The 20,957-nt window shown below is 73.7% G+C and carries 20 protein-coding genes; 9 read left to right on the top strand and 11 right to left on the bottom strand.

Translation table 11 applies throughout. The features are described 5' to 3' along the window. The first annotated feature begins 52 nt into the window (after window positions 1–52). Window positions 53–745 (top strand): copper homeostasis protein CutC, encoded by a 693-nt coding sequence (locus ACFY7H_RS26040; RefSeq protein WP_388942308.1) that lies wholly within the window; start codon window positions 53–55, stop codon window positions 743–745. Between the two features lie 431 nt (window positions 746–1,176). Here the strand turns inward: ACFY7H_RS26040 and ACFY7H_RS26035 are convergent, their stop codons facing one another. Continuing rightward, on the bottom strand, window positions 1,177–3,150 hold the full coding sequence (locus ACFY7H_RS26035) for a HelD family protein (protein ID WP_388942566.1): 1,974 nt from the start codon (window positions 3,148–3,150) through the stop codon (window positions 1,177–1,179). Between the two features lie 412 nt (window positions 3,151–3,562). On the opposite strand from ACFY7H_RS26035, the gene ACFY7H_RS26030 reads away from it, so the two are divergent. Together ACFY7H_RS26030 and ACFY7H_RS26025 are read left to right on the top strand one after the other, a co-directional pair. Further along, on the top strand, window positions 3,563–3,751 hold the full coding sequence (locus tag ACFY7H_RS26030; RefSeq protein ID WP_388942305.1) for a hypothetical protein: 189 nt from the start codon (window positions 3,563–3,565) through the stop codon (window positions 3,749–3,751). Window positions 3,752–3,815: 64 nt separating this feature from the next. Then, window positions 3,816–4,637 carry a glycosyltransferase family 87 protein gene (locus tag ACFY7H_RS26025; protein WP_388942302.1) on the top strand — a complete coding sequence of 274 codons (822 nt, stop codon included), beginning with the start codon at window positions 3,816–3,818 and terminating at the stop codon, window positions 4,635–4,637. On the opposite strand, the gene ACFY7H_RS26020 is transcribed toward ACFY7H_RS26025, so the two are convergent. Further along, window positions 4,603–6,246, bottom strand: a complete 1,644-nt coding sequence (locus ACFY7H_RS26020; RefSeq protein WP_388942299.1) for a DNA repair helicase XPB — start codon at window positions 6,244–6,246, stop codon at window positions 4,603–4,605. The two genes, ACFY7H_RS26025 and ACFY7H_RS26020, sit on opposite strands and share 35 nt — an antisense overlap. A 151-nt stretch (window positions 6,247–6,397) precedes the next feature. Here ACFY7H_RS26020 and ACFY7H_RS26015 point away from each other — a divergent pair, with 151 nt between their 5' ends. After that, window positions 6,398–6,865 (top strand): N-acetyltransferase, encoded by a 468-nt coding sequence (locus ACFY7H_RS26015; RefSeq protein ID WP_388942295.1) that lies wholly within the window; start codon window positions 6,398–6,400, stop codon window positions 6,863–6,865. Window positions 6,866–6,899: 34 nt separating this feature from the next. On the opposite strand, the gene ACFY7H_RS26010 is transcribed toward ACFY7H_RS26015, so the two are convergent. Next, window positions 6,900–7,592 carry a DUF4291 domain-containing protein gene (locus tag ACFY7H_RS26010; protein WP_388942293.1) on the bottom strand — a complete coding sequence of 231 codons (693 nt, stop codon included), beginning with the start codon at window positions 7,590–7,592 and terminating at the stop codon, window positions 6,900–6,902. Window positions 7,593–7,649: 57 nt separating this feature from the next. Beyond that, the gene (locus ACFY7H_RS26005) at window positions 7,650–10,118 is read right to left on the bottom strand and encodes a helicase-associated domain-containing protein (RefSeq protein ID WP_388942291.1); all 2,469 of its coding nucleotides are present in this window, start codon (window positions 10,116–10,118) and stop codon (window positions 7,650–7,652) included. A 63-nt stretch (window positions 10,119–10,181) separates the two neighbouring features. Between ACFY7H_RS26005 and ACFY7H_RS26000 the strand changes: the two genes are divergently transcribed. After that, complete coding sequence (locus tag ACFY7H_RS26000; protein WP_388942289.1) at window positions 10,182–11,141, top strand: hypothetical protein; 960 nt, start codon at window positions 10,182–10,184, stop codon at window positions 11,139–11,141. Between the two features lie 555 nt (window positions 11,142–11,696). On the opposite strand, the gene ACFY7H_RS25995 is transcribed toward ACFY7H_RS26000, so the two are convergent. After that, window positions 11,697–12,275, bottom strand: coding sequence for an HD family hydrolase (locus ACFY7H_RS25995; protein WP_388942287.1), 579 nt, complete (start codon window positions 12,273–12,275; stop codon window positions 11,697–11,699). 13 nt (window positions 12,276–12,288) lie between these two features. Continuing rightward, window positions 12,289–13,407 carry a helix-turn-helix domain-containing protein gene (locus ACFY7H_RS25990; RefSeq protein WP_388942285.1) on the bottom strand — a complete coding sequence of 373 codons (1,119 nt, stop codon included), beginning with the start codon at window positions 13,405–13,407 and terminating at the stop codon, window positions 12,289–12,291. Between the two features lie 276 nt (window positions 13,408–13,683). Between ACFY7H_RS25990 and ACFY7H_RS25985 the strand changes: the two genes are divergently transcribed. Further along, window positions 13,684–13,905 (top strand): hypothetical protein, encoded by a 222-nt coding sequence (locus tag ACFY7H_RS25985; protein ID WP_388942282.1) that lies wholly within the window; start codon window positions 13,684–13,686, stop codon window positions 13,903–13,905. 574 nt (window positions 13,906–14,479) lie between these two features. After that, window positions 14,480–15,115 carry an HAD family hydrolase gene (locus ACFY7H_RS25980; protein ID WP_388942279.1) on the top strand — a complete coding sequence of 212 codons (636 nt, stop codon included), beginning with the start codon at window positions 14,480–14,482 and terminating at the stop codon, window positions 15,113–15,115. Window positions 15,116–15,137: 22 nt separating this feature from the next. Here ACFY7H_RS25980 and ACFY7H_RS25975 read toward each other — a convergent pair whose 3' ends face one another. Further along, window positions 15,138–15,392, bottom strand: a complete 255-nt coding sequence (locus tag ACFY7H_RS25975) for a hypothetical protein (protein WP_344162807.1) — start codon at window positions 15,390–15,392, stop codon at window positions 15,138–15,140. Between the two features lie 177 nt (window positions 15,393–15,569). Between ACFY7H_RS25975 and ACFY7H_RS25970 the strand changes: the two genes are divergently transcribed. After that, window positions 15,570–15,953: a cold-shock protein gene (locus ACFY7H_RS25970; RefSeq protein WP_030012939.1), complete on the top strand. Its 384-nt coding sequence runs from the start codon at window positions 15,570–15,572 to the stop codon at window positions 15,951–15,953. A 78-nt stretch (window positions 15,954–16,031) separates the two neighbouring features. Here ACFY7H_RS25970 and ACFY7H_RS25965 read toward each other — a convergent pair whose 3' ends face one another. The 4 genes from ACFY7H_RS25965 to ACFY7H_RS25950 form a co-directional block, all read right to left on the bottom strand. Beyond that, entirely contained in the window at window positions 16,032–16,883 is an 852-nt protein-coding gene (locus tag ACFY7H_RS25965) for a 1,4-dihydroxy-6-naphthoate synthase (RefSeq protein WP_388942273.1), read from the bottom strand. Beyond that, window positions 16,870–17,595, bottom strand: a complete 726-nt coding sequence (locus tag ACFY7H_RS25960; protein ID WP_388942271.1) for a futalosine hydrolase — start codon at window positions 17,593–17,595, stop codon at window positions 16,870–16,872. Before ACFY7H_RS25960 ends, ACFY7H_RS25965 begins: the two co-directional genes overlap by 14 nt. A 22-nt stretch (window positions 17,596–17,617) precedes the next feature. Next, window positions 17,618–18,109, bottom strand: a complete 492-nt coding sequence (locus ACFY7H_RS25955; RefSeq protein WP_388942269.1) for a DUF2771 domain-containing protein — start codon at window positions 18,107–18,109, stop codon at window positions 17,618–17,620. 144 nt (window positions 18,110–18,253) lie between these two features. Then, complete coding sequence (locus tag ACFY7H_RS25950; protein WP_388942266.1) at window positions 18,254–19,630, bottom strand: MFS transporter; 1,377 nt, start codon at window positions 19,628–19,630, stop codon at window positions 18,254–18,256. Window positions 19,631–20,002: 372 nt separating this feature from the next. Between ACFY7H_RS25950 and ACFY7H_RS25945 the strand changes: the two genes are divergently transcribed. After that, on the top strand, window positions 20,003–20,935 hold the full coding sequence (locus tag ACFY7H_RS25945; protein WP_388942263.1) for a DUF3027 domain-containing protein: 933 nt from the start codon (window positions 20,003–20,005) through the stop codon (window positions 20,933–20,935). Window positions 20,936–20,957 lie beyond the last annotated feature (22 nt).

Below are 20,957 nucleotides of genomic sequence, written 5' to 3'. Positions count from 1 at the left end.
CTGGATATTGGACTAGACCTATTTTCCATATGGGCATAAGGATGGGGATCACATGAGCAACCGTGCGCTCCTGGAGGTGATCGCCCTCGACGTGGAGGACGCGGTCGCCGCCAGGGCAGGTGGGGCGGACCGCCTCGAACTGGTCACCGACATGGCCGCCGACGGGCTCAGCCCGACGCGCGAGGCCTTCGCGGCGATCAGGGCGGCGGTCGACATCCCGCTGCGCGTGATGCTCCGCACGGCGGACGGGTTCGCGGCGGGCGACGTCTCCGTGCTGGTGGAGACCGTGCGGGGGCTGCGGGCGGAGGGCGCGGAGGAGTTCGTCCTCGGCTTCCTGCACCCGGACGGCAGCCCCGACCTCGACGCGGTCGAGGCCGTGCTGGCGGAGCTGGACGGCTGCCGGTGGACGTTCCACCGGGCGATCGACCGCGCGGCGGACCGGGACGGCCTGCGGAAGGCCCTCGCGGAGCTGCCGGGCCTGGACACCTACCTGACGGCGGGGTCGGCGGCCGGGGTCGCGGACGGGCTGCCGGTGCTGGTGGCGGAGGCGGCGGCGGGGCGGCGCGGAGAGCCGGGGTACGGGCCGCGGCTGCTGGTCGGCGGCGGCCTCACGCTGGCGCACGTGCCGGTGCTGCGGGAGGCGGGCATCGACGCGTTCCACATCGGCGGCGCGGCGCGGCCCTCCGGGTGGGAGCGGCCGGTCTCGGCGGCGGCGGTGGCGGAGTGGCGGGAGGCGGTGGGGTAGCCGTTGCCCTGGCCGGGCGGTTCGGGGGCGGGCGGGTTGCCCTGCCGAGCGGGTGCCCTGCCGGGCGGGGTGCGGTGGGGTGGCTTCGGGTGGGTCGGGGTCGGTGCCGGGGTGGGGGGGGGGGGGGGGGGGGGGGGGGGGGTTTGGGGGGGGGGGGGGGTGGGGGCGGGGGTGGGGTGCCGTCCGGGGCGGGCTTCGATGTTCGGCGCCTGTTCCGGGTGTTGGTTGTACGAGGTATCGCGCGCCGAATTCATCTCGTTTTAGCCCCGGACGACACCCCACCCCGTCCCCGCCCCCTTGCGTCCGTTGTCCGGCCGCCCGCCTGGTCGGGTTTTTGCCCGGGCCGGTGTGCTGCCGGCACATCCAGCCTCGCCGGCGTTTGAGGCGCGGGGGGCTGGGGGCGGAGCCCCCAGGAGGGGCCGCGCCGCGCGTCAGGTCAGGGGCAGCGGCAGCGTCGTGGCGTGGACCGCCGTGAGGCCGGACACGGCCCGGGTGAGGCACACGTACAGCCGGCGCAGCCCGGTCCGTTCGTCCGGCTCGCCGTCGACGATCGCCGCCGGCTCGTCCAGGACCACGTAGTCGTACTCCAGGCCCTTCGCCAGCGACGCCGGGACCAGGGTGAGGCGGGACTCCGCCGTGGTCTCCTCGCCCGGGGAGAGGTACGGCAGGCCCGCCGCCGCGAGGGCCTCCGCCAGTACCGGGATCCGGGCGTCGGCCGCGATCAGGCCGATCGAGCCCTCGTGCGCGAGGGAGGCGCGGCAGGCGGCGATGACGTCCGCCGTCAGGTCGGTGGACGGGGTCACCTTCAGGGAGCCCGGCGTCTCGCGGACCGAGGAGACCGGGGCCAGCCCCGGCGAGATCGAGGGCAGCAGCCGTGACGCGTACGCGATCACCTCGCGCGGCACGCGGAAGCCCGCCGTCAGTTCCTCCAGCACCGCTTCCGGCTTGCCCAGGTGCGTCAGCGCCTCCTCCCAGCTGCGCGTCGCCCACGGGGTGGTGCCCTGCGCGAGGTCGCCCAGTACCGTCGCCGAGCCCGTCGTACAGCGGCGGCCGACCGCCCGGTACTGCATCGGGGACAGGTCCTGCGCCTCGTCGAGGACGACGTGGCCGAGCGAGGGCGTCCGTTCCACCAGGTCCGCCGCCTCGTCGATCAGCACCAGGTCCGCCGCCGACCACTTCGCCGACTTCACGCTCCGGAAGGGCTTCGGCCACAGCAGCAGCTTCTGTTCGTCGGCCGTGAGGACGCCCTCGGCGTGCAGGGCCAGGAAGTCCGCGTCCGACAGCAGGCGCAGGACCAGCTTCGCCGGCTCGACCGCCGGCCAGACCGCCTTGACCGCGGCCTTCACGGCCGCGTTGCGGGCCACCGCGTCCTGCACCCGGTCGTCCGGCGCCTCGCCCGCCTGCTCCATGCGGACGAGGACCGCGTGCGCGATCCGCTGCGGCAGCGCGTCGCGGGCGGCGCCGTAGCGGATGTCGCGGTCCTGGAGCTCGGTCACGATCTCCTCCAGCTCGTACGCGGGCACCCGCCAGCGGCGCGAACCGCGGACCACCATCAGGGGCTCGGTGGGCGGGGTGACGTGCGAGCGGACGGCACGGCGCAGGACCTCCGCCATCCGGGCGTCGCCCTTGACCACCGCCGTGGCGGCGGAGTCGGTGCCGCGTACCTCCAGGCCGTCGCGGGCGACGAGGTCGTCGACGGTGGCCTGCTTGACCTCCAGCTCGCCCAGCGCCGGCAGGACCTGCTCGATGTAGTGCAGGAAGGAACGGTTCGGCCCGATGACGAGCGTGCCGGTGCGGGCCAGGCGCTCGCGGTGCGCGTAGAGGAGGTACGCGACCCGGTGCAGGCCGACGGCCGTCTTCCCGGTGCCGGGGCCGCCCTGGACGCAGACCGAGCCGGAGAGCCCCGAGCGGACGATCTCGTCCTGTTCGGGCTGGATCGTGGCGACGATGTCGCGCATGGGGCCCACGCGGGGCCGCTCGATCTCCTGCTGGAGCAGCTTGCTGACGGCCGGGGACTCGGCGGGGTCGCTGAGGTGCTCGTCCTCGTACGCGGTCAGTTCGCCGCCGGTGTAGCCGAAGCGGCGGCGCAGCACGACGTCCTGGGGGTCGGCCTTGGACGCGCGGTAGAAGGGCTGGGAGACCGGCGCCCGCCAGTCGATCACCATCGGGTCGCCCTCGGCGTCGTGGACGTGGCGGCGGCCGATGTAGAACTGCTCGCCCCCGGCGCCCTCGGCGAGCTCCGCGCCCGGGGCGTGCAGGTAGTCGAGGCGCCCGAAGAACAGCGGGGTGTGGGCGAGGTCGGCGAGGGCCTTGATGCGGTCGTCGATCTGGGCCTGGAGGACGATGGCGTTGACCCAGTTCGCGGTGACGTCGCGGATGTCGAGGGCCTCGACATCCTCGCGCATGGCGCGCAGCGCGGAGCGGGAGGCGGCCAGGTGGGCCCGTTCCCGGCCGAGGGGACCGGTGGTGTCGGGGGCGGTGGTGTCGGGGGCGTGCGCGGACACGGAAGGGCCTCCAGCTGCTGGTCTGTGCGGTACGGAAGCCCCCGGTTTCCGTCCGGAAGGCGGCTCTCCCCGGTGCGGCGGCGGGAGGCGGCAAGAGCGGAGAGTGTAGTCAGCCGGGCGGGGCGGCGCGAATGGATATCCGGGCCGGAAGCCCGGAGGGGGTGGGACCTCCGTACGGGTGTCATACCGGGGAGTGTCAGACCTCCGGCAGAGCCACTAGGGGATGCCATGGGCCGCGAGGAGGAGCCGGGAGAGCTGGAGATTCCATCCCGAGGGCGATGTGCGGGGAGGGGCGGAGAAGCACCATGGACACATGAGCACCGCAACCTTTGTCCCGGTCCAGGGCGGGCCCGGGGCCGGAGGCGCCACCGCCGCCTCCGGCCCCCGTCCCCGCCACCGCGTCGGCGATGTACTGCGCGCCGCCAAGGTCTTCGCCGCCGCCGCCGTGAGCGTCGCCGTCCTCGGTGAGTACGCCCACGACGCGGGCGTCATACGCCGCTGACGGATACGCGGGCTTTGGCCTGAACCCGGTGGCAACCGCACGTTGATCCACTAGGGTCACGCGCGTGACCCGCAGCCCCGATTCCGCTTCCTCTTCCTCACCGCTCGCAGGTGTGCTGGTCACAGGCCCGCTGCTCGCGCTGGGCGTCCTGTGCATCGCCCTGCGCGTCCCCGTCGCCGACGCCGTCCTCAGTGGCTTCTCCGCCGACGAGTGGCATCCGCCCAGCGCCTATCCGCCGTTCGCCGCGATCCTCTTCACGCCCGCCGCCTGGCTGCCGGCGGGTGTGCTCAAGGCCGTCCTCGTCCTCGGGAACGCCGGCCTGCTCGCCCTGCTGGTCCTGTTGTCCTGCCGGCTCGCCTCGGTACGGGCCCGGCGGGGACCCGTCCTGGCCGCCACCATCGCCGGGCTGTGGCTGGAGCCCCTGTTCCAGAGCCCGCTGCCCGCCCAGATCAACCTGGCGCTCGCCTGCCTCGCCGTCTGGGACCTCGGCCGGCCGCGCACCGCCCTCGGCAAGGGTTTCGCCCTGGGCACCGCCGCCGGGATCACCCTGACCCCGGCGCTCTTCATCCCGTACCTGCTGCTGACCCGGCGCGTCCGGGCCGCCATGACCGCCCTGGCGGGTCTCGCCGGCACCGCCCTGCTCGGGCTGCTGGTGCTCCCGGAGGCCTCCGCCGACTTCTGGGCCCACCACGTCCCGCTGACCGGCCGGGCCCTGCTGCGGGAGTGGCCGCACCTGTGGGTGTGGGCCGTCCCGGCCCTCACCGCCCTGGCGGGCGCGGCCTGCCGCCGCACCCGCCACCGCCCGGCGCGGGGCCGGATCCCCGCCCCGCGCCCGGCTCCGGAGGACCGGGTCAGTCGCTCGCCAGCAGCTCGTCCGCGTCCATGATCCGGTAGGCGTAGCCCTGTTCCGCCAGGAAGCGCTGGCGGTGCGCGGCGAAGTCCTGGTCGATCGTGTCGCGCGCGACGACCGAGTAGAACCGCGCCTCGTGCCCGTCCGCCTTCGGCCGCAGCACCCGGCCCAGGCGCTGCGCCTCCTCCTGACGGGAACCGAAGGTGCCGGACACCTGGATGGCGACGGTGGCCTCCGGCAGGTCGATCGAGAAGTTCGCGACCTTGGAGACGACCAGCACGCTGATCTCGCCCTCGCGGAAGGCGTTGAAGAGCTTCTCCCGCTGCGCGTTGGAGGTCTCGCCCTTGATGACGGGCGCGTCCAGGTGCTCGCCGAGCTCGTCGAGCTGGTCGATGTACTGCCCGATGACCAGCGTCTGCTCGCCCCGGTGCTTGCGCACCAGCGCCTCGGTGACCTTCCGCTTCGTCGCGGTCGTCGCGCAGAAGCGGTACTTCTCCTCCGTCTCGGCGGTCGCGTACGCGAGCCGCTCGGACTCGGTCAGATTGACGCGGACCTCGACGCAGTCGGCCGGCGCGATGTAGCCCTGCGCCTCGATCTCCTTCCACGGCGCGTCGAACCGCTTCGGCCCGATCAGCGAGAACACGTCGGACTCCCGCCCGTCCTCCCGCACCAGAGTGGCCGTCAGACCGAGCCGCCGGCGCGCCTGGAGGTCGGCGGTGAACTTGAACACCGGCGCCGGCAGCAGGTGCACCTCGTCGTAGAGGATCAGTCCCCAGTCCCGGGAGTCGAACAGCTCCAGGTGCGGGTAGACGCCCTTCCGCTTGGTCGTCAGCACCTGGTACGTGGCGATCGTGACGGGCCGGATCTCCTTGCGCGTACCGGAGTACTCGCCGATCTCCTCCTCCGTCAGCGAGGTGCGCCGCACCAGCTCGTGCTTCCACTGCCGCGCCGAGACGGTGTTGGTGACCAGGATCAGCGTCGTCGCCTTCGCCTTCGCCATCGCACCGGCACCGACCAGCGTCTTGCCCGCGCCGCACGGCAGGACGACCACCCCGGACCCGCCGTGCCAGAACCCCTCGACGGCCTGCGCCTGGTACGGGCGCAGCGCCCAGCCGTTCTCCTCCAGGTCGATCGGGTGCGCCTCGCCGTCCACGTACCCGGCGAGGTCCTCGGCCGGCCAGCCCAGCTTCAGCAGCGTCTGCTTGATCTGCCCGCGCTCCGACGGGTGCACGGCCACCGTGTCGGCGTCGAGCCGCGCCCCGACCAGCGGGGCGATCCGCTTCGAGCGCAGGATCTCCTCCAGCACGGGCCGGTCGGTGCTGGTCAGCACCAGCCCGTGGACGGGGTGCTTGGACAGGGTCAGGCGCCCGTAGCGGGCCATGGTTTCGGCGACGTCGACCAGCAGCGCGTGCGGGACGGGATAGCGGGAGTACTCGACGAGCGCGTCGACGACCTGCTCGGCGTCGTGCCCGGCGGCCCGGGCGTTCCACAGCCCGAGCGGGGTGATCCGGTAGGTGTGGATGTGCTCGGGCGCCCGCTCCAGCTCCGCGAAGGGGGCGATGGCGCGCCGCGCGGCCCCGGCGAGCTCGTGGTCGACCTCGAGAAGGAGGGTTTTGTCGCTCTGGACGATGAGAGGCCCGTTCACGCCTGTCCCTTTCCGGCGGGGTGGCGGCCGCCCGGGCGCGGGCGGCCAAACCTCCAGTCTGCCGTATCCCGCCCCGGGTGGGGGGGTCCCGCCGGGTCCCGCCGGGAAAACGCGCTGACGCGGCCCACCGGTGCCGCGTACGGTCCGGTCCATGAATGAAGACCGGCAGTCCTTCGTGCCCGACGGCTTCGACGTGCCGCGCACGCTCGCCTGCGACGGTTTCCGCCTGGAGCCGCTCGGGGCGGAGCACAACGCGCGGGACCTCGCCGCCTGGAGCGGGAGCATCGCGCACATCCGGGCCACGCCCGGCTTCGAGGGCCGCGCCTGGCCGCCGCCCGAGGGGATGTCCGCCGAGGCGAACCTGGCCGACCTGGAGCGGCACGCGCGGGACTTCGCGGAGCGGCGCGGGTTCACGTACAGCGTGCTGGAGGGCACGGACGAGGTCATCGGGTGCCTCTACGTCTACCCCGCCAAGGAGGATCCCCGGCGGGTGCACGTCAGCTCCTGGGTACGGGCCGACCGCGCCCGCCTGGACGCCCGCGTCCACGGGGCGGTGAGCGCCTGGCTGCGCGAGGCGTGGCCCTTCGACCCCGCGCTGGTGGACTACGCGCCCCGGTGAGCCGGGGGCGGCGCGGCGGGCCCCGGGGGCTCCGCTACGCGCCCAGGTGGGGCAGCGGGCCCGCCGGGTAGGGCGTCTCGGCCGGGAGCAGGGCGCGGGCGGCCCCGGTGTCGCCCGCGCGGACCAGGGCGTGGATCTCCCGGGCCAGCGGGGTGACGTCGCGGATGGACACCGTCCACTCGTCGGCGTACGCCCGCGAAGCCCATCCGGACAGGCCCAGTTGCAGGGACCGGTGGGGCAGTGCGTTCAGGTGCAGGTCCCGCTCCGGGTCCCACTGCACCCGGGCCGGGGAGCCGGCCAGGGACGCCCGCCACGCCTCGCGGTCCAGGTGGACGCCGGGCACGTAGTGCGACAGGCAGGCGCGGGAGAGCGCCCGGTCGAAGCCCTCGCGGGTGATTTCCACCGCCAGGACGGTCTCCTGGTCGGCCTTCGTGGCCCAGCCGCAGCGGTACATCATCCACAGGAACGACGGCTTGATCCACGTCATCCGCTCCCGCTTCCACGCGGGCGGGAAGCGCCCGTCGCGGGCCGCGGGCACGCCGAGCCGCGGGGCGTAGGCCTGGTAGACGGTGACGGTGGCACCGGTGTGGGCGGCGCGGACCTGGTACCGGGGGACGGGCGACGGGGCGGGCGACGGGGCCGGGGACGCGCATCCCTGTGCGGGTGCGGGCGGGGAGGCGGCTCCCGGTGCGGACGGGGATCCCGCTTCGGGCAGTGCTTCGGGCATGGCGCCAGAGTGCCGGTCGGCCCCCGCCCCGGCCAGCGGTTTTCCCGCCGGCCGCGTCTAGACCTGGTCCTCCGCCAGCTCCGCCACCCCCGTGATGCGGTGCAGGGCGTACGTGCGGACCTCGTCCGCCGTGTGGTCGTAGCCCGTGACGAAGCCGCCCTCCACCCGCACCGGGGCGATGACCCGCTGGCTCGCCGCGCCGTCGGCGTTCACGTACCCGATCCACACCGCCGACCCCGTCAGCGCCGCCGCCTGCACCGTGGCCAGGGTCTCCGCCGCGCTCGTGCGCGGCAGTTCCCCCGGAGCGCCCGAGGAGGCGGCCGCCGGCTCCTTGCGGACCGCCGTCGCCGCCAGATCGCCCGCGCGGATCGCCCGTACCGCCGCCCCCAGCAGCGTCGCGTCCGGCACCGGCGGCCCGTCCGGCACCGGCACCGGCGCCGAACGCGCCGGGGTGCGGTGCGCGTCGGCCCGCGACACCAGCACGTCACCGGTACGGGACTCCGCCGCCGGCGCGTACCCCATCGCCCGCAGCCCGTCGAGCAGCGCCGCCGGATCCGCCTGCGCCGCCAGCACCGTCGGAGCGAGACGCCGCAGCCCCAGCGACGCCGACCGCTTGTCCGCGAGGATCTCCCCCAGCATCGCGTCGTCGTCGCACCGCACGTACGAGGACGCCGCCCCGACCCGCAGGTGCCCGTGCCGCCGCGCCACGTCGTCGATCAGGTACGCCAGCGGCTGCGGCACCGGCGTACGGCTGTGCTCGGTGAGGAAGGCGTGCAGGTCCGAGGCCGTCTGCCCGGCGTCCAGCGCCCGCCGCACCGAACCGGGCGTGAACCGGTACACCGTCGCCCCGCCCTTGGACTCCACGTCCGCGAGCACGGCCAGCATCTCCGCCAGCGGCCGCAGCAGCGGACCGGGAGCCACCGCCGTCAAGTCCGCCTGCAACAGCACGTGGTCCACCGGCTCCGGCAGCAGCGGCGCCAGCGGCCCCGCCGCATCACGGTGTTCCAGCAGCGCGCGGCCGAACACGCTGAGCGCACCCCGCCCGGTGACCCCCAGCACCTCGGCCTCGTGCAGCGTCCACCGCGCGAGCCGGGCCCGCAGATCGCCCGTACCGCGCGCCGGACGCTCCCACGCGAGCCGCTCCAGGACCGCCTCCGGGTCCGGCACCCCGCCCTCGGGCAGCTCCCCGATCAGCTCCAGGACCCGGCGGCGCACCTCCGGCGCCGCCGAACGGTCCAGGTCGGGGCCGAGCGCCGACAGGGTGCGCCCCTTGGCGTCCTGCTCCCCGACCAGCCCCGGCGTGCGGGTGGCCGGCAGCCAGGCCCGGGCCAGCGCCGCCCACCGCTCGGCGGGCGGCAGCTCGCGCCAGCCGTCGAACGCGGGCGTGGGCGCGTACCGCTCGTCGGCCTCGCCGTCGGTGGCCAGCAGCCCCGCCGCGTAGGCCAGTTCGATCCAGAACGCCGCCGCGCTCTCGGTGGTGTCCAGCGCGGCCGCCGTCCGCTTCAGGTCCCGTACGGCCAGCCCGCCCGCCCGCAGCACCAGCGGTCCGGCGTGCTCCCAGGACTTCACCAGCTCCTCGACGGTCGACAGCGCCGCCAGCGCCTGCCCCGCCGCGTTCGCGTCCACAAGCTGTGGACGGTGCTCCCGGTGCACGCCCACCGGCGGCGGGAGCGGAGCCGTCCGCCGGTGCGCGAGCCCGCCCCGCAGGTGCAGCGCGACCTCCCGGGGCAGTACGACCGTCCGCGGCGAAGCCGGCAGCAACAGTCCCCGGTCGCGCAGCCAGCGCACCGGCGGCGTCGGATTCGGGGTCACCTCCCCGTACGGCGGCCCCCACACCAGCCGCCCCAGCACCTGGTGCGCCTCCGCCGGAGCCTCGTCCAGCAGCGCCGACATCCGCTCCGGGTCGGTGAACAGCCCGGTCAGCGCGGACACCGCGGACACCGGGTCGTGCGTCGCGGGCAGCCCGGCCGCCGCCACGATCTCCTGGATCCGGGTCGGCGACATCCCCGCCACCGCCTCCGCCGCGGTCGGCCCCAGCCCCGTCGGCGAGGGCCGCTGCGCCGACGGGGCGAGCAGCTCCCGGGCGGTGCGGACCAGCCGCAGCCGGTTCTCGTCCCCCCACACCAGAGCCTGGTCGCGCAGGGTCCCCAGAGCCCGGGGGAGCGCGTCGCGGGCCTCGGTGTCCTCGCCGCCGGTCCCGGTCAGCAGCGACTCCAGCACCGGGTACGGGCACGGATCCGGGGCGACCGCGAGGGCCTCCGCCGTCTGCAGCGCGAACCGGTCCAGACGGTCCAGGGCGCGCACCACGGAGGCGCGGGTGCCGGCGCGGGTGGCCAGCTGGGTGACGTCGCCGGGCACCGGGTTCAGCAGGTCGGGGCGGGCGTGCAGCAGGGCGGCGAGCGCCACGTCGTCGCGGGCGCGGAGCGCCTCGGCGAGGGAGCGCGGGGCGTTCGCCGCAGCGGTACTTGCCTCGGGCACGTTGGTCGCCTCCTGGTCACGCCGGCCGGACCGCCGTCCGGTCCCCATCCGGCCAACGGTATCCGCTGAGCCGTCGGCCGCTCCACGGACGCACGCGCTACCGTCGGGGGCGTGGGGATCGAGAGCGACCATCTGGTCTACGAATACCTGAGCCGCGTCGGGGACTTGGCGCAGCGCCGACAGCTGTCGTCCGGAGACCGGATGCGGCTGGTCGCGGGGCTGCGGGACGAGATCGACCGCCGGCGCGCCCGATACGAACCGGACACCCCGGCGGCCGTACGCGGCATCCTGGACCGGATCGGCACGCCGGAGGAGGTCCTGGACGGGGTGACCTCCACCCGGTCCGCGCCACCGGCGGTTCCGGGGGCTCCGGGGGCTCCCGCCGCTCCGGCCGCGGTTCCGGCGCAGCGCGGGCCGCAGAACGTCCCGCGGAACGTCCCGCCGCACCTGGCCGGCCTCGACGAACTCGGCTCCTCCGCCGAAGCCGAACCCGACTGGTGGAGCCTGTCCCCGGGCGCGCTGGGTGCGGGGCCGCAGGTGGAGGGCTTCGCGGGCGGCATCGAGTTCCCGGACCACTTCCGGGAGCGGGGGGACGAGGACGCGGAGAGGGAGGGGGAGGGGGCGGGGGCCGAGCCGGACTCCGCCGCAGGCCCGGGCGTGGCGGCGGGGGGCCTCGTACGGTTCCTGCGCGACCGGCGCCGGAAGAAGAAGGCCGCCGCCCCGGAGGGGGAACCGAGGCCCCGCCCCCACGCGTTCCTCCTGCTGGCGGCGGTACTGCTCCTCGCGGGGGCGCTCACCGCGTACTGGCCGCTGCTCGGCGCCGGCGCGCTGGTGGCGTACGCCTCGCGCGTGCTCGGACCCCGCGAGCGCAAGTGGGTACTCCTCGGCCTGCCCGCCTCGGTCTTCGCCCTGGCCATGCTCTGGCTCTGGGGCCGCGCCTCCGGCCACTGGGGCACCCCGCTCCCCTCCGACCAGCTCGGCCCGGCCTTCCGTTCCCTCTGGCCCACCCTGGCCCGCACAGCGGCCGCCACCACGGCGGCGTACCTCCTGTGGCGCGCGCGACGACGGTAGGGGCGCGGGGGCGGGGGTGCGGGGGCGGGGTGCCGGCGGGGCCGGGTCGGGGAGGGTTTGGGGGTTTCCCGTCAGTCCCATCGTCCTTCCGGTTCGTGCCGGCCCGTCAAGGGCGCTCCTTCGTCGCGTCGCTTCGCGATGGCCTTCGGCCACCCTTGACAGGCCGTCCCGCCCCGGAAAGACAAGGACTGCCGGGAACCCCCCAAAAGAACGGTCACGGGGCAAGAGTCGGAGGGACGGGTCCCTCAGTGACGAGACGAGGGGCCGGGCGTCGGCCTGCTCCGGGATCCGGGCCCGCCGATGGCCTGACCCCGGGCCGGGGGCCCGGCCACCCGCACCCGCATGCCCACCAGAGCAGCACGGGGAGCCGGTGGGCGCATCAGATCGCTACGCGCTCCTCCCGGCATAGCGTCCGACGACCGTCCGGGGCTGATACCCGCACCAAATGACGAACAGGGCAGCATCCAGGACTGGCAGGCGCGCGTCAGATCGCTACACGCTCCTCGGATCTCGGCGGCGAGCGGTGGTCTCGGGCTGGTCAGGCCGGGGTGGGGATCAGGGTTGCTCACCCATGGCTGCGCGCAGCCAGCCCAGCGTGCCCTGAGCGAGGAGCTCATCGGCGAGGCGCTGGGCGGTTTCGGTGGTCAGCCGGCTGCGGCTGTTGTCGATCCAGCGCTGTGCGTTCACGTAACCCTGCGCCTTGTACTCGATGCCCTGCAGCATGCACTCCAGCTTGTCGGCGTCCCGCGCACAGACCGCCTCGGGTGTGCCCTTGCCCTCGTACTCCGCCACCAGGTCCTGGATCGTCGCGGCGAGCAGTTCGGGCATGCCTGCTGTCTGGTCGGCTGTGATCGCGGCGGGGTTGGCGGAGGCGGAGTATTTCTTCCCCAGATGGTTTACATCGCCGCTGCGGGTCTCCTGGGTGTCGTGCCACACGGCGAGGAACGCGGCGCGTGCCGGGTCGGCTCCCTCCAGCTTCGCGATGACGGAGGCGATCAGCGCAGTGCGCCAGGAGTGCTCGGCCACGCTCTCCGGGTCGTTGACACCGGCCATCCACCAGCCCGTACGGCGTGCGTTCTTGAGCGTTCCGGCCTCGTACAGGAAGTGGGCCACCGCGGACAAGTCGTCAGCCACGTCAGTCTCCTTCTCACGCCTCTGCGAGGCGGATCGCGTACCGAATGCCTTCGAGCTCGCGACGCGCTCCCGTCGAGGGCTCGGTGTCATCCAACAGCACCGGTATCCGAGCCCGCAGGTCCCGGGCGGTGGAAGCGGCCGTCCTCAGCAGACTGGGGCGGGCGGCGACGAGAGCCCAGAGGGTGTGCACGTTCAGATCGAAGTACCCCTGCTGTGGTGCGAGCCCCTTCACCAAGTGATGGAAGAGCTTGTGACCTTGCCAGGAAGTGACATCGGTTTCCACGATGAAACCGTCGGACAGCTGGGGATGTGTCGCTTCACCGATCCAGTACGCCCAATAGTTGAGATTGGCGGTCTCGCCCGAGTCGTCGCCCTCGAGCGTGGTGGAGATGAAGTGCCGCATGCGCTCGCGGTCGCCCTGACGTGCTGCAACAGCGGCTACGGAACGGGCATTGAGCCAACGGGTGAGCCAGGTATCGGGTCGCTCTGTCTTCTGCTGCTGCACGAGCCAGCCGGTGGTATCCGCCGCCTGGTCGTAGCCTGCCAGGTACAGGGCTTGCCGGCGCAGCAGGAACTGATCGGTGCCACGGGCCTCCTCGGCCGTCGTGCGCAGGTACTCGAAGAACCGCGTGCGTTCTGCCGCAGCGAGCTCGGGTCTGCGTGATGACGGGCCGCGCCGGGGACGGCCCGATGGCGGCAACGCGCGCATGGACTCCGGCGCTTCGCCATTGAGCGGCCACGCCAGGACCTCGACAAGGTCGCGCTGCATGACCCACGCTCCCAGCGGACTGCCGCTGGTCGCCTTCGCACCTTCGATGGCGCTGAGGAGCAGGACGTCTGCCTCCATCGCCTTTTCCAAGGTCGTGAGGAGGGCTGCAGGAGTTCCCATGTGCATGAGCCGATGGCGGTGTCCGAGCATCTGGCCGACGGAGAGAGCCGTAAGCGGCCGTCTGCCGGATTCCCATCCCGCGATGGCGTCGGCCGAGATGTGGAAGGACTCCGCCAGACTGTCCTGCGTGTGGCCGAGCTGTTCCCGGATGACCCGGAAGACAAAGCCGGAAACCGTTCCCAGGCGGCTGGGACGCCGACCTCCCGGACCGGTGGTCAGGGTGGAACGTCCCTTGCCGGCCACAGCATCTCCCTGCCCTCGGATTCTTCGCCAAGTACCCGTACCCCCGGTCACTTCGAGCGGTGCGGGAGCGCGCCTACGCTCCTCTGTGTGGTGACCAGCAGGGTACTCAGCGTAGCGACAAGGGGGCCGTCTTGGATGCGGCAGAGGAAGAGGCTGCGGATGACGGAGGGCCTCGGCTCCGACCGGAGCTGATGTCCGTTCCAGCGCCCAGCCAGGCGGTTCTTGCCCGTGCGCGCATCGGCTGGCAGCACTTCGTCGATTCCATGGAGGACCTGGATGCGTGAGCAGTACGAGTACGTGCCCCATCGGCTCCTCCGCCGTCGGGTGCGTGACATCGCCTCCGGTGTCGAGGGCGAGTTGATGGCCGTGATCAACGAGAACGTTTCCGATTGCGGCATCGAACGCTGGATGGAGCTGGCCTACATCCGTGGGGCCTCGGGCAGGGAGTTCACCACTGCCGTCGGCAACATCCAGCCCACCACTGACTGTAGGCCCTGAGGAGAGTCACCGAGGACACGGTTGTGGTGCGGGTATCAGCCCAGGACGGTCGCCGGACGCTAAGCCATGAGGAGCGCGTAGCGATCTGTCGCGCCTGCCGGTGCCGGATGCCGTCCTGGTCGACATTCGGTGCGGGTAGTGGGCGCCCGGTCCGGGTTTCGATGGCTGGTGGGCCCACGGAAGTCCGGCCGGCCGGTGCCCGGCCCGTCGTCTCGTCACTGAGGGGCCCGTCCCTTCCCCTTGGACCCGTGACCGTTCTTTCGGGGGGTTCCCGGCAGTCTTTCGGCTTTCCGGGGCGGGTCGGTCGGTCAAGGGTGGAGCGAAGTGACATCGCGTAGCGACGCGAACGAAGTGAGCGCCCTTGAAGGACCGGCACGAACCGGAAGGACGATGGGACTGACGGGAAGCCCCCAACGCGGCTGTGATGCCGTCCCGCCGAAACTCCGCCCCCCCGCAGCCCCACCCCGGTGGTAGAAACCACCACGCAGCCGACATTTCGCCAAATAAGGGGATCTGCTGAGCCAACCTCCCCTCAGCTTCCCTCAGTCCGGTGGAGCCTCGGCACAATGGCGCTATGACCTCCCACATCCCGCAGCAGCTCACCGTCGGCTTCGACCTCGACATGACGCTCATCGACTCCCGCCCCGGCATCAAGGCCGCCTACCAGGCGCTCTCCGCGAAGACCGGGGCGTACATCAACGCCGACGAGGCCATCACGCGCCTCGGGCCGCCGTTGGAGGAGGAGCTCGCGTACTGGTTCCCCGAGGAGGAGATACCGGCGATGCGGGACCTCTACCGGGAGCTCTACGTCGACCACGCCATCGAGCCGACGCCCGCGATGCCCGGCGCACGCGAGGCGATCAAGGCCGTCCAGGCCCTCGGCGGACGGGCGATCGTCGTGACGGCCAAGAACGAGCCCAACGCCCGCCACCACCTGGAGCACCTGGGCATGGAGCCCGACGCCGTCATCGGCTGGCTCTGGGCCGAGGCCAAGGCCGGGGCGCTGCGCGAGTACGGCGCGCAAATCTACGTCGGCGACCACATCGGGGACGTGCGCGGCGCCCGCACGGCCGGCGCGCTGTCGGTGGTGGTGCCGACCGGTCCGTGCACGGAGTCGCAGCTGCGGGAGGCCGGTGCGGACGTGGTGCTGGGCGACCTCACCGCGCTGCCGCAGTGGCTCGCGGAGTACGAGCGGGCCCGCGCGGCCTGAGGCGCCGGGCGGCGGCGGCCCGTCAGGCGGCCTGCGAAGCCCGGGCCGCCCGGCGCTGGGCGGCGGCCGAGCGGAGTACGCCGGCCGCGGAGATGGCGAAGCCGACGCCCATGAGCATGCAGACGGCCCACGCGTACGACGGGAACGGGTCGGTGCCCAGGAACAGCGGGGCCATCGTCGCGAGGGTCGCCACGGCGCCCACGATGAACACGATGCCGCCGGCCTTGACCAGGCCGTCGCCGGGCCGTGCTTCGTCGGGATGAGGAGTAACAGTCACCCCACCAGGGTAGTTCCCTGGCCGAAGCGGTGGAGCGGGAAGGACCGGGGAACGTCTTGTCAGCGGTTTCTGGACCATTAGCCTGGAGGTGGCGGGTCGGAGGACCCGCTGTACTGCTATCCGGAGCCGTTCACGACGGCCGACCGGACCCGACGAGCACAAGGACAGAGGACGGACGTGCCTACCGGCAAGGTCAAGTGGTTCAACAGCGAGAAGGGCTTCGGCTTTCTCTCCCGTGATGACGGCGGCGACGTCTTCGTGCACTCGTCGGTGCTTCCGGCCGGGGTCGACGCCCTCAAGCCCGGGCAGCGGGTGGAATTCGGAGTGGTCGCGGGACAGCGCGGTGACCAGGCACTTTCGGTGACGGTGCTGGATCCGGCGCCTTCGGTCGCGGCCGCGCAGCGCCGCAAGCCCGATGAGCTCGCCTCCATCGTGCAGGACCTGACGACCCTGCTCGAGAACATCACCCCGATGCTGGAGCGCGGCCGCTACCCCGACAAGGTGCACGGCACGAAGATCGCCGGCCTGCTGCGCGCGGTGGCCGACCAGCTCGACGTCTGACCGGCTCGACGTCCGACCCGTCGCGGAACCACGGTGCCCCGCCGCTCCCACCGAGCGGCGGGGCACCGGCGCGTCACGTCACGGGAAGCGCAGCGCGTCCGCCGGGATGGCCGGTACCAGCCCCTCGGCGGCGGCCCTGGTGAGCAGCCCGCGGACGGCCGCGTACCCGGCGTCGCCGAGGTCGGCGGTGAACTCGTTGACGTACAGCCCGATGTGCTGGTCGGCGACCGCCGGGTCCAGCTCCTGCGCGTGGGCGCGTACGTACGGCCGTGAGGCCTCCGGGTCGTCCCACGCCATCCGCACCGACGTACGGGCCGCCTCGGCCAGCGCGCGCAGCCTCTCCGCGCCCAGCGAGCGCTTGGCGATGATCGCGCCGAGCGGGATCGGCAGGCCGGTGGTGGACTCCCAGTGCTCGCCCATGTCGGCCAGCCGGTGCAGTCCGTAGTCCTGGTAGGTGAACCGGGCCTCGTGGATGACCAGCCCGGCGTCCACCCGCCCGTCGCGCACGGCCGGCATGATCTCGTGGAACGGCAGCACGACCACCTTGCCGACCCCGTCCGGCAGTACGTCCGCCGCCCACAGCCGGAAGAGCAGGTACGCCGTGGAGCGTTCGCTCGGCACCGCCACCGTGCCGGTGCCGAGGTCCACGCCGGGCCCGCGCGTCAGCACGAGGGGGCCGCAGCCGCGCCCCAGCGCCCCGCCGCAGGGCAGCAGCGCGTACTCCTCCAGCACCCAGGGCAGCACGGCGTACGACACCTTCAGCACGTCGAACTCGCCGCGCTCGGCCATGCCGTTGGTGACGTCGATGTCGGCGAAGGTCACGTCGAGGGCGGGTGCGCCCGGGACGCGTCCGTGCGCCCAGGCGTCGAAGACGAAGGTGTCGTTCGGGCAGGGCGAGTAGGCGATCGCGAGCGGTTCAGCGGTGCTCATGGCGTTCTCCCCAATGGACGAGTACGGGTCCCAGCGCGCGGAATCCGGCGGTGAGGGCGTCCATCGCCTCCGCGATCCGCCAGGCGGCCCGGTCACGCGGTCCGACGGCGTTGGACACGGCGCGGATCTCCAGTACCGGCAGCCCGTGCGCGGCGGCGGCCTCCGCCACCCCGAAGCCCTCCATCGCCTCGGCCCCCGCGAGCGGGTGGCGGGCGGCGAGCTCGGCGGCGCGGGAGGCGCTGCCGGTGACGGTGGACACGGTCAGGACGGGCGCCAGCAGGGCCCCCGTGGCCTCGGCGGCGCGGGCGGCGAGCCCGGCGGGCGGCAGGTGCACGTTGCGGCCGAAGCCGAGCTCCTGCACCGGGAGGAAACCCTCGGGGGTCTCGGCGCCCAGGTCGGCGGCGACGAGCGCGTCGGCGACCACCAGCGAGCCGGGCGGGGCGGCGGGAGCGAACCCGCCGCCGATGCCGGCGGAGACGACGAGGGAGTAGTCGGCCAGCGCGAGCGCGGTGGCCGTGGCGGCCGCGGCGGCGGCCGGGCCGACACCGCCGACGAGGACGTCGGCCGCGAGGCCGGGCAGGTCCCGGCGGGTGATGAGGTACCCGCCGGGCAGGGTGCGCGGCTCGGGCGTGACCGGGTCCGGATGAGGGGTCAGGCCGGCGGCCACGGAGTCTGCCTCCGCGGCCACCGCGGTCACGATCAGCGCGCGCACGCCGCCGCCCGCCTTCCGTCCGCTAGTTCTTCAGCTTGAGCTTGAAGGACCAGACGGAGAGGGGCTTGCCGTCCTCGCCGACCTGGACGAAGCCCAGCAGCTTCGACTGGGGCGCCTCGCCCTGGCCGCCGGTCGCGAAGACGTCGGCGCCCTGGAAGCTGCGGTAGGTGTTGGCGGAGGGCTCGGTGATCGGCTGGCCGTCGAGGACCGCCTGCCACTTCTTGCCGTCCTCGACGATCTCGGGCTCGACGCCCAGGCGCAGCGTGTCCCCGCGGCCGTACTCGATGGTCTTGGCGTTCTTGGGGTCCGTCAGGCACTCCTGGACCCTGTCCATGGAGAGGTCCTTGCCGTCGGTGCGGCACTCGGACTCGGCGGAAACCGACGAGCTGCCGACGGTCACCGTCGCGAGCGGCGTCGGCTTGTCGCAGGCGGACAGGAGGAGGAGGCCGGCGGACACGGCTCCGAGGGCCGCGACGCTGCGGCGGGCCCTACCCGGGAAAAGCGGTGCGGTCATGAGCCGAAGGCTATCGGGCCGGTGGGCCGCACCGCCGCACGGGGGTCCTGCGGCGGGGCGGGCCGACCCGGCGGGGCTCCCGCGGCGGGTCCGGGCCGCCCGCGCGGCGCCCCCGGCGCGCCCCCGCGGGCCGGGCCGGGGCCCTTACGCCACCCGGGTGCGGGAGGAGCCGTGCTGCCGTTGGTGGTGCGGGGAGGTCAGGAAGCCGCGCAGGGCCATCAGGGTGCCCAGGGCGACCACGGCGGCGGCCACCGACATGCCGAGGACGCCGTTCAGCGGCAGGGCGATCCCGATCGCACCGCCCATCACCCACGCCACCTGGAGCAGCGTCTCCGAACGGGCGAAGGCCGACGTACGCACGGCCTCGGGCACGTCGCGCTGGATCATCGCGTCCAGCGACAGCTTCGCCAGCGCCTGGCAGAAGCCCGCCGTGCCGGCCAGGAAGGCCATGAACAGGCCGCTGAACAGGATCGCCGCCACGATCGCCACGCCCAGGGTGACCGACAGGACGGACGCGATGATCGCCTCGGGCGCCCGGGCCCGCAGCCACGCCCCGACCGCCGTCCCGCACGCGTTGCCGATGCCCGCCGCGACACCGACGATGCCCAGCGACACCGCCGCGCTCTGCCCGGCCAGCGGGTGCTCGCGCAGCAGGAACGCCAGGAAGAAGATCAGGAACCCGGACAGCCCGCGCATCGAGGCGTTCGCCAGCAGCCCGCACAGCACCGGACGGCTGACCGTCCGCAGCCCCGGCCGCTTCGAATGCGCCTCGTGCGTGGACAGCCGCGCCCGGCGCTCGCCCTTCGCCTCGTCCACCTTGTGCGGCAGCTGGAACGCCGCGAAAGTGCCCCAGACGAAGATCGCGCAGGCCCCGTACAGCGGCCACGGAGGCCCGATCGTGTGCAGTCCGGCCGCCACCGGCGCCGCCGCGCCCGTCGCGAGCAGGCCCGCCAGCGTGACCCGGGAGTTCGCCTTGACGAGTGAGAACTTCGGCGGCAGCAGGCGCGGGACCACGGCACTGCGTACGACGCCGTACGCCTTCGAGGCCACCAGGACGCCCAGCGCCGCCGGATACAGCTCCAGCCCGCCCGTGGCGACCGCGCCGGACATCATCACCGCCAGCAGAGCCCGCGTCAGCATCGCTCCCGCCATCGCCGCCCGCCGGCCGTGCGGCAGCCGGTCCAGCAGGGGACCGATCACCGGGGCCAGCAGGGTGAACGGAGCCATGGTGATCGCCAGGTACAGGGCCACCCGCCCGCGCGCCTCGTCCGTGGGGACGGAGAAGAACACCGTCGAGGCCAGCGCGACGGTGATCATGACGTCGCCGGCGCCGTTGATCGCGTGCAGTTCGATCAGCCGGCCCAGTCCCGACTCGCCGGCCCCGTGGGCGTGCGTGGCACGCCGGATCCCGCGCGCCGTACCGGTGAAGGGGAGGTGCAGGGCACGCCCGACAGCCCGGCCGGCCCGCCTGGCCGGTCCCGAGCCGTCTGCGGACGACCGTGCGGGTGCCACGTGGCCCATAGTGCCCCAAGAGGCCGTGCGGAACCCCTCCCGGCGCGTCCCCGGTGCGTCTCCGGGAGGTGCCGCACGGACCCGGCACGCCGGCCTCCCGCGCGTGCCGTGTCCGCGAATCGGACCTCGCATGTGGGCCGAAGGCTTCGGAGGAGGTAGCGTGCGTAGCGCGCCACCGGCGGTTGCACTTGGCCGCGCGCCTCTTCGTGATCCCGCAGAATGGATCACAGTGGGGTGCGCCCGAGGCCGATCGGGGCGCGGACGTCGACGCGGCCCTCTGGTCCGCTCCGCCCGCGCTACGTACGGACGAGACCGACGGGTCGTTGTGGACGACAGTACGGACGGCGCACTCGTGAGACGGCGTAGGAGAGAACGAGACCTGTGAGTGCTGCGACGACGCGAAGCCGTACCCCGCGTACCCCGCGTACGCCCGCCCCGGACCGCCTCTGCGCCGAGGCGGTGGAGTTCGCCCGTGCGGCGGCCGAGGAGGCCGCCCACCCCGGTGTGGTGGGCGCGCACGTCTCCGCCGTAGCGGAGGGCGACCGGGTCGTGACGCACTTCTTCGAGTGCAAGGAACCGGGCTACCGCGGCTGGCGCTGGGCCGTCACCGTGACCCGCGCCTCCCGCGCGAAGAACGTCACCCTCAACGAAACGGTGCTCCTCCCCGGCGACGACGCGCTGCTCGCCCCCGAATGGGTGCCGTGGAGCGACCGGCTGCGCCCGGGCGACATGGGCCCCGGCGACCTGCTGCCCACGGACGCCGACGACCTGCGCCTGGAGCCCGGCTGGTCCGGTGAGGACACGCCGCCGCCGAACTCCGTGGTCTCCACCGAGATGGCCGAACTGGTCGAGGCCGAGGACGCCGACGTCACCGACCGGGTGGTCGCCCCGGCGCGCGGCTCCATCACCGCGGTGGCGGAGGAGCTCGGCATGCGCCGCGCCCGCGTCCTGTCGCGGTACGGGCTGCACACGGCGGCCGACCGGTGGGACGAGGCCTTCGGCGCGAAGACCGCGATGGCGCAGGCGGCGCCCGCGTCGTGCGTCTCGTGCGGCTTCCTCGTCGCGATCGGCGGCTCGCTGGGCCAGGCCTTCGGCGTCTGCGCGAACGAGTTCAGCCCGGCGGACGGCCGGCTCGTGTCCCTCTCGTACGGCTGCGGCGGCCACTCGGAGGCCGCCGTCATGCCCAAGCCGCCGCGGCCCGCGCCGCCGGTACTGGACTCGATGGCGACGGACGAGTTCCCGCTGCGCCCCGTCCCCGACACCGGCTCCGTGCCCGCGGCGGACCTCCCCTCCGCCGACCTGGGGCACTCGTAGCGGGAACGGCGGCCGACGGGCC

It is taken from the genome of Streptomyces sp. NPDC012794 (assembly GCF_042901085.1).
GTDB lineage: Bacteria > Actinomycetota > Actinomycetes > Streptomycetales > Streptomycetaceae > Streptomyces.
Note: the sequence above shows the minus strand (reverse complement) of the source record. Positions and strands in the feature narration are given on the sequence as shown.

Coding starts and splice junctions, on each gene's coding strand:
- ACFY7H_RS26040 (WP_388942308.1), top strand. CDS start 53: ATGAGCAACCGTGCGCTCCTGGAGGTGATCGCCCTCGACGTGGAGGAC.
- ACFY7H_RS26035 (WP_388942566.1), bottom strand. CDS start 3,150: ATGCGCGAGGATGTCGAGGCCCTCGACATCCGCGACGTCACCGCGAAC.
- ACFY7H_RS26015 (WP_388942295.1), top strand. CDS start 6,398: ATGAATGAAGACCGGCAGTCCTTCGTGCCCGACGGCTTCGACGTGCCG.
- ACFY7H_RS26005 (WP_388942291.1), bottom strand. CDS start 10,118: ATGGGGACCGGACGGCGGTCCGGCCGGCGTGACCAGGAGGCGACCAAC.
- ACFY7H_RS25985 (WP_388942282.1), top strand. CDS start 13,684: ATGCGTGAGCAGTACGAGTACGTGCCCCATCGGCTCCTCCGCCGTCGG.
- ACFY7H_RS25955 (WP_388942269.1), bottom strand. CDS start 18,109: ATGACCGCACCGCTTTTCCCGGGTAGGGCCCGCCGCAGCGTCGCGGCC.
- ACFY7H_RS25980 (WP_388942279.1), top strand. CDS start 14,480: ATGACCTCCCACATCCCGCAGCAGCTCACCGTCGGCTTCGACCTCGAC.
- ACFY7H_RS26010 (WP_388942293.1), bottom strand. CDS start 7,592: ATGCCCGAAGCACTGCCCGAAGCGGGATCCCCGTCCGCACCGGGAGCC.
- ACFY7H_RS25965 (WP_388942273.1), bottom strand. CDS start 16,883: ATGAGCACCGCTGAACCGCTCGCGATCGCCTACTCGCCCTGCCCGAAC.
- ACFY7H_RS25950 (WP_388942266.1), bottom strand. CDS start 19,630: ATGGGCCACGTGGCACCCGCACGGTCGTCCGCAGACGGCTCGGGACCG.
- ACFY7H_RS26030 (WP_388942305.1), top strand. CDS start 3,563: ATGAGCACCGCAACCTTTGTCCCGGTCCAGGGCGGGCCCGGGGCCGGA.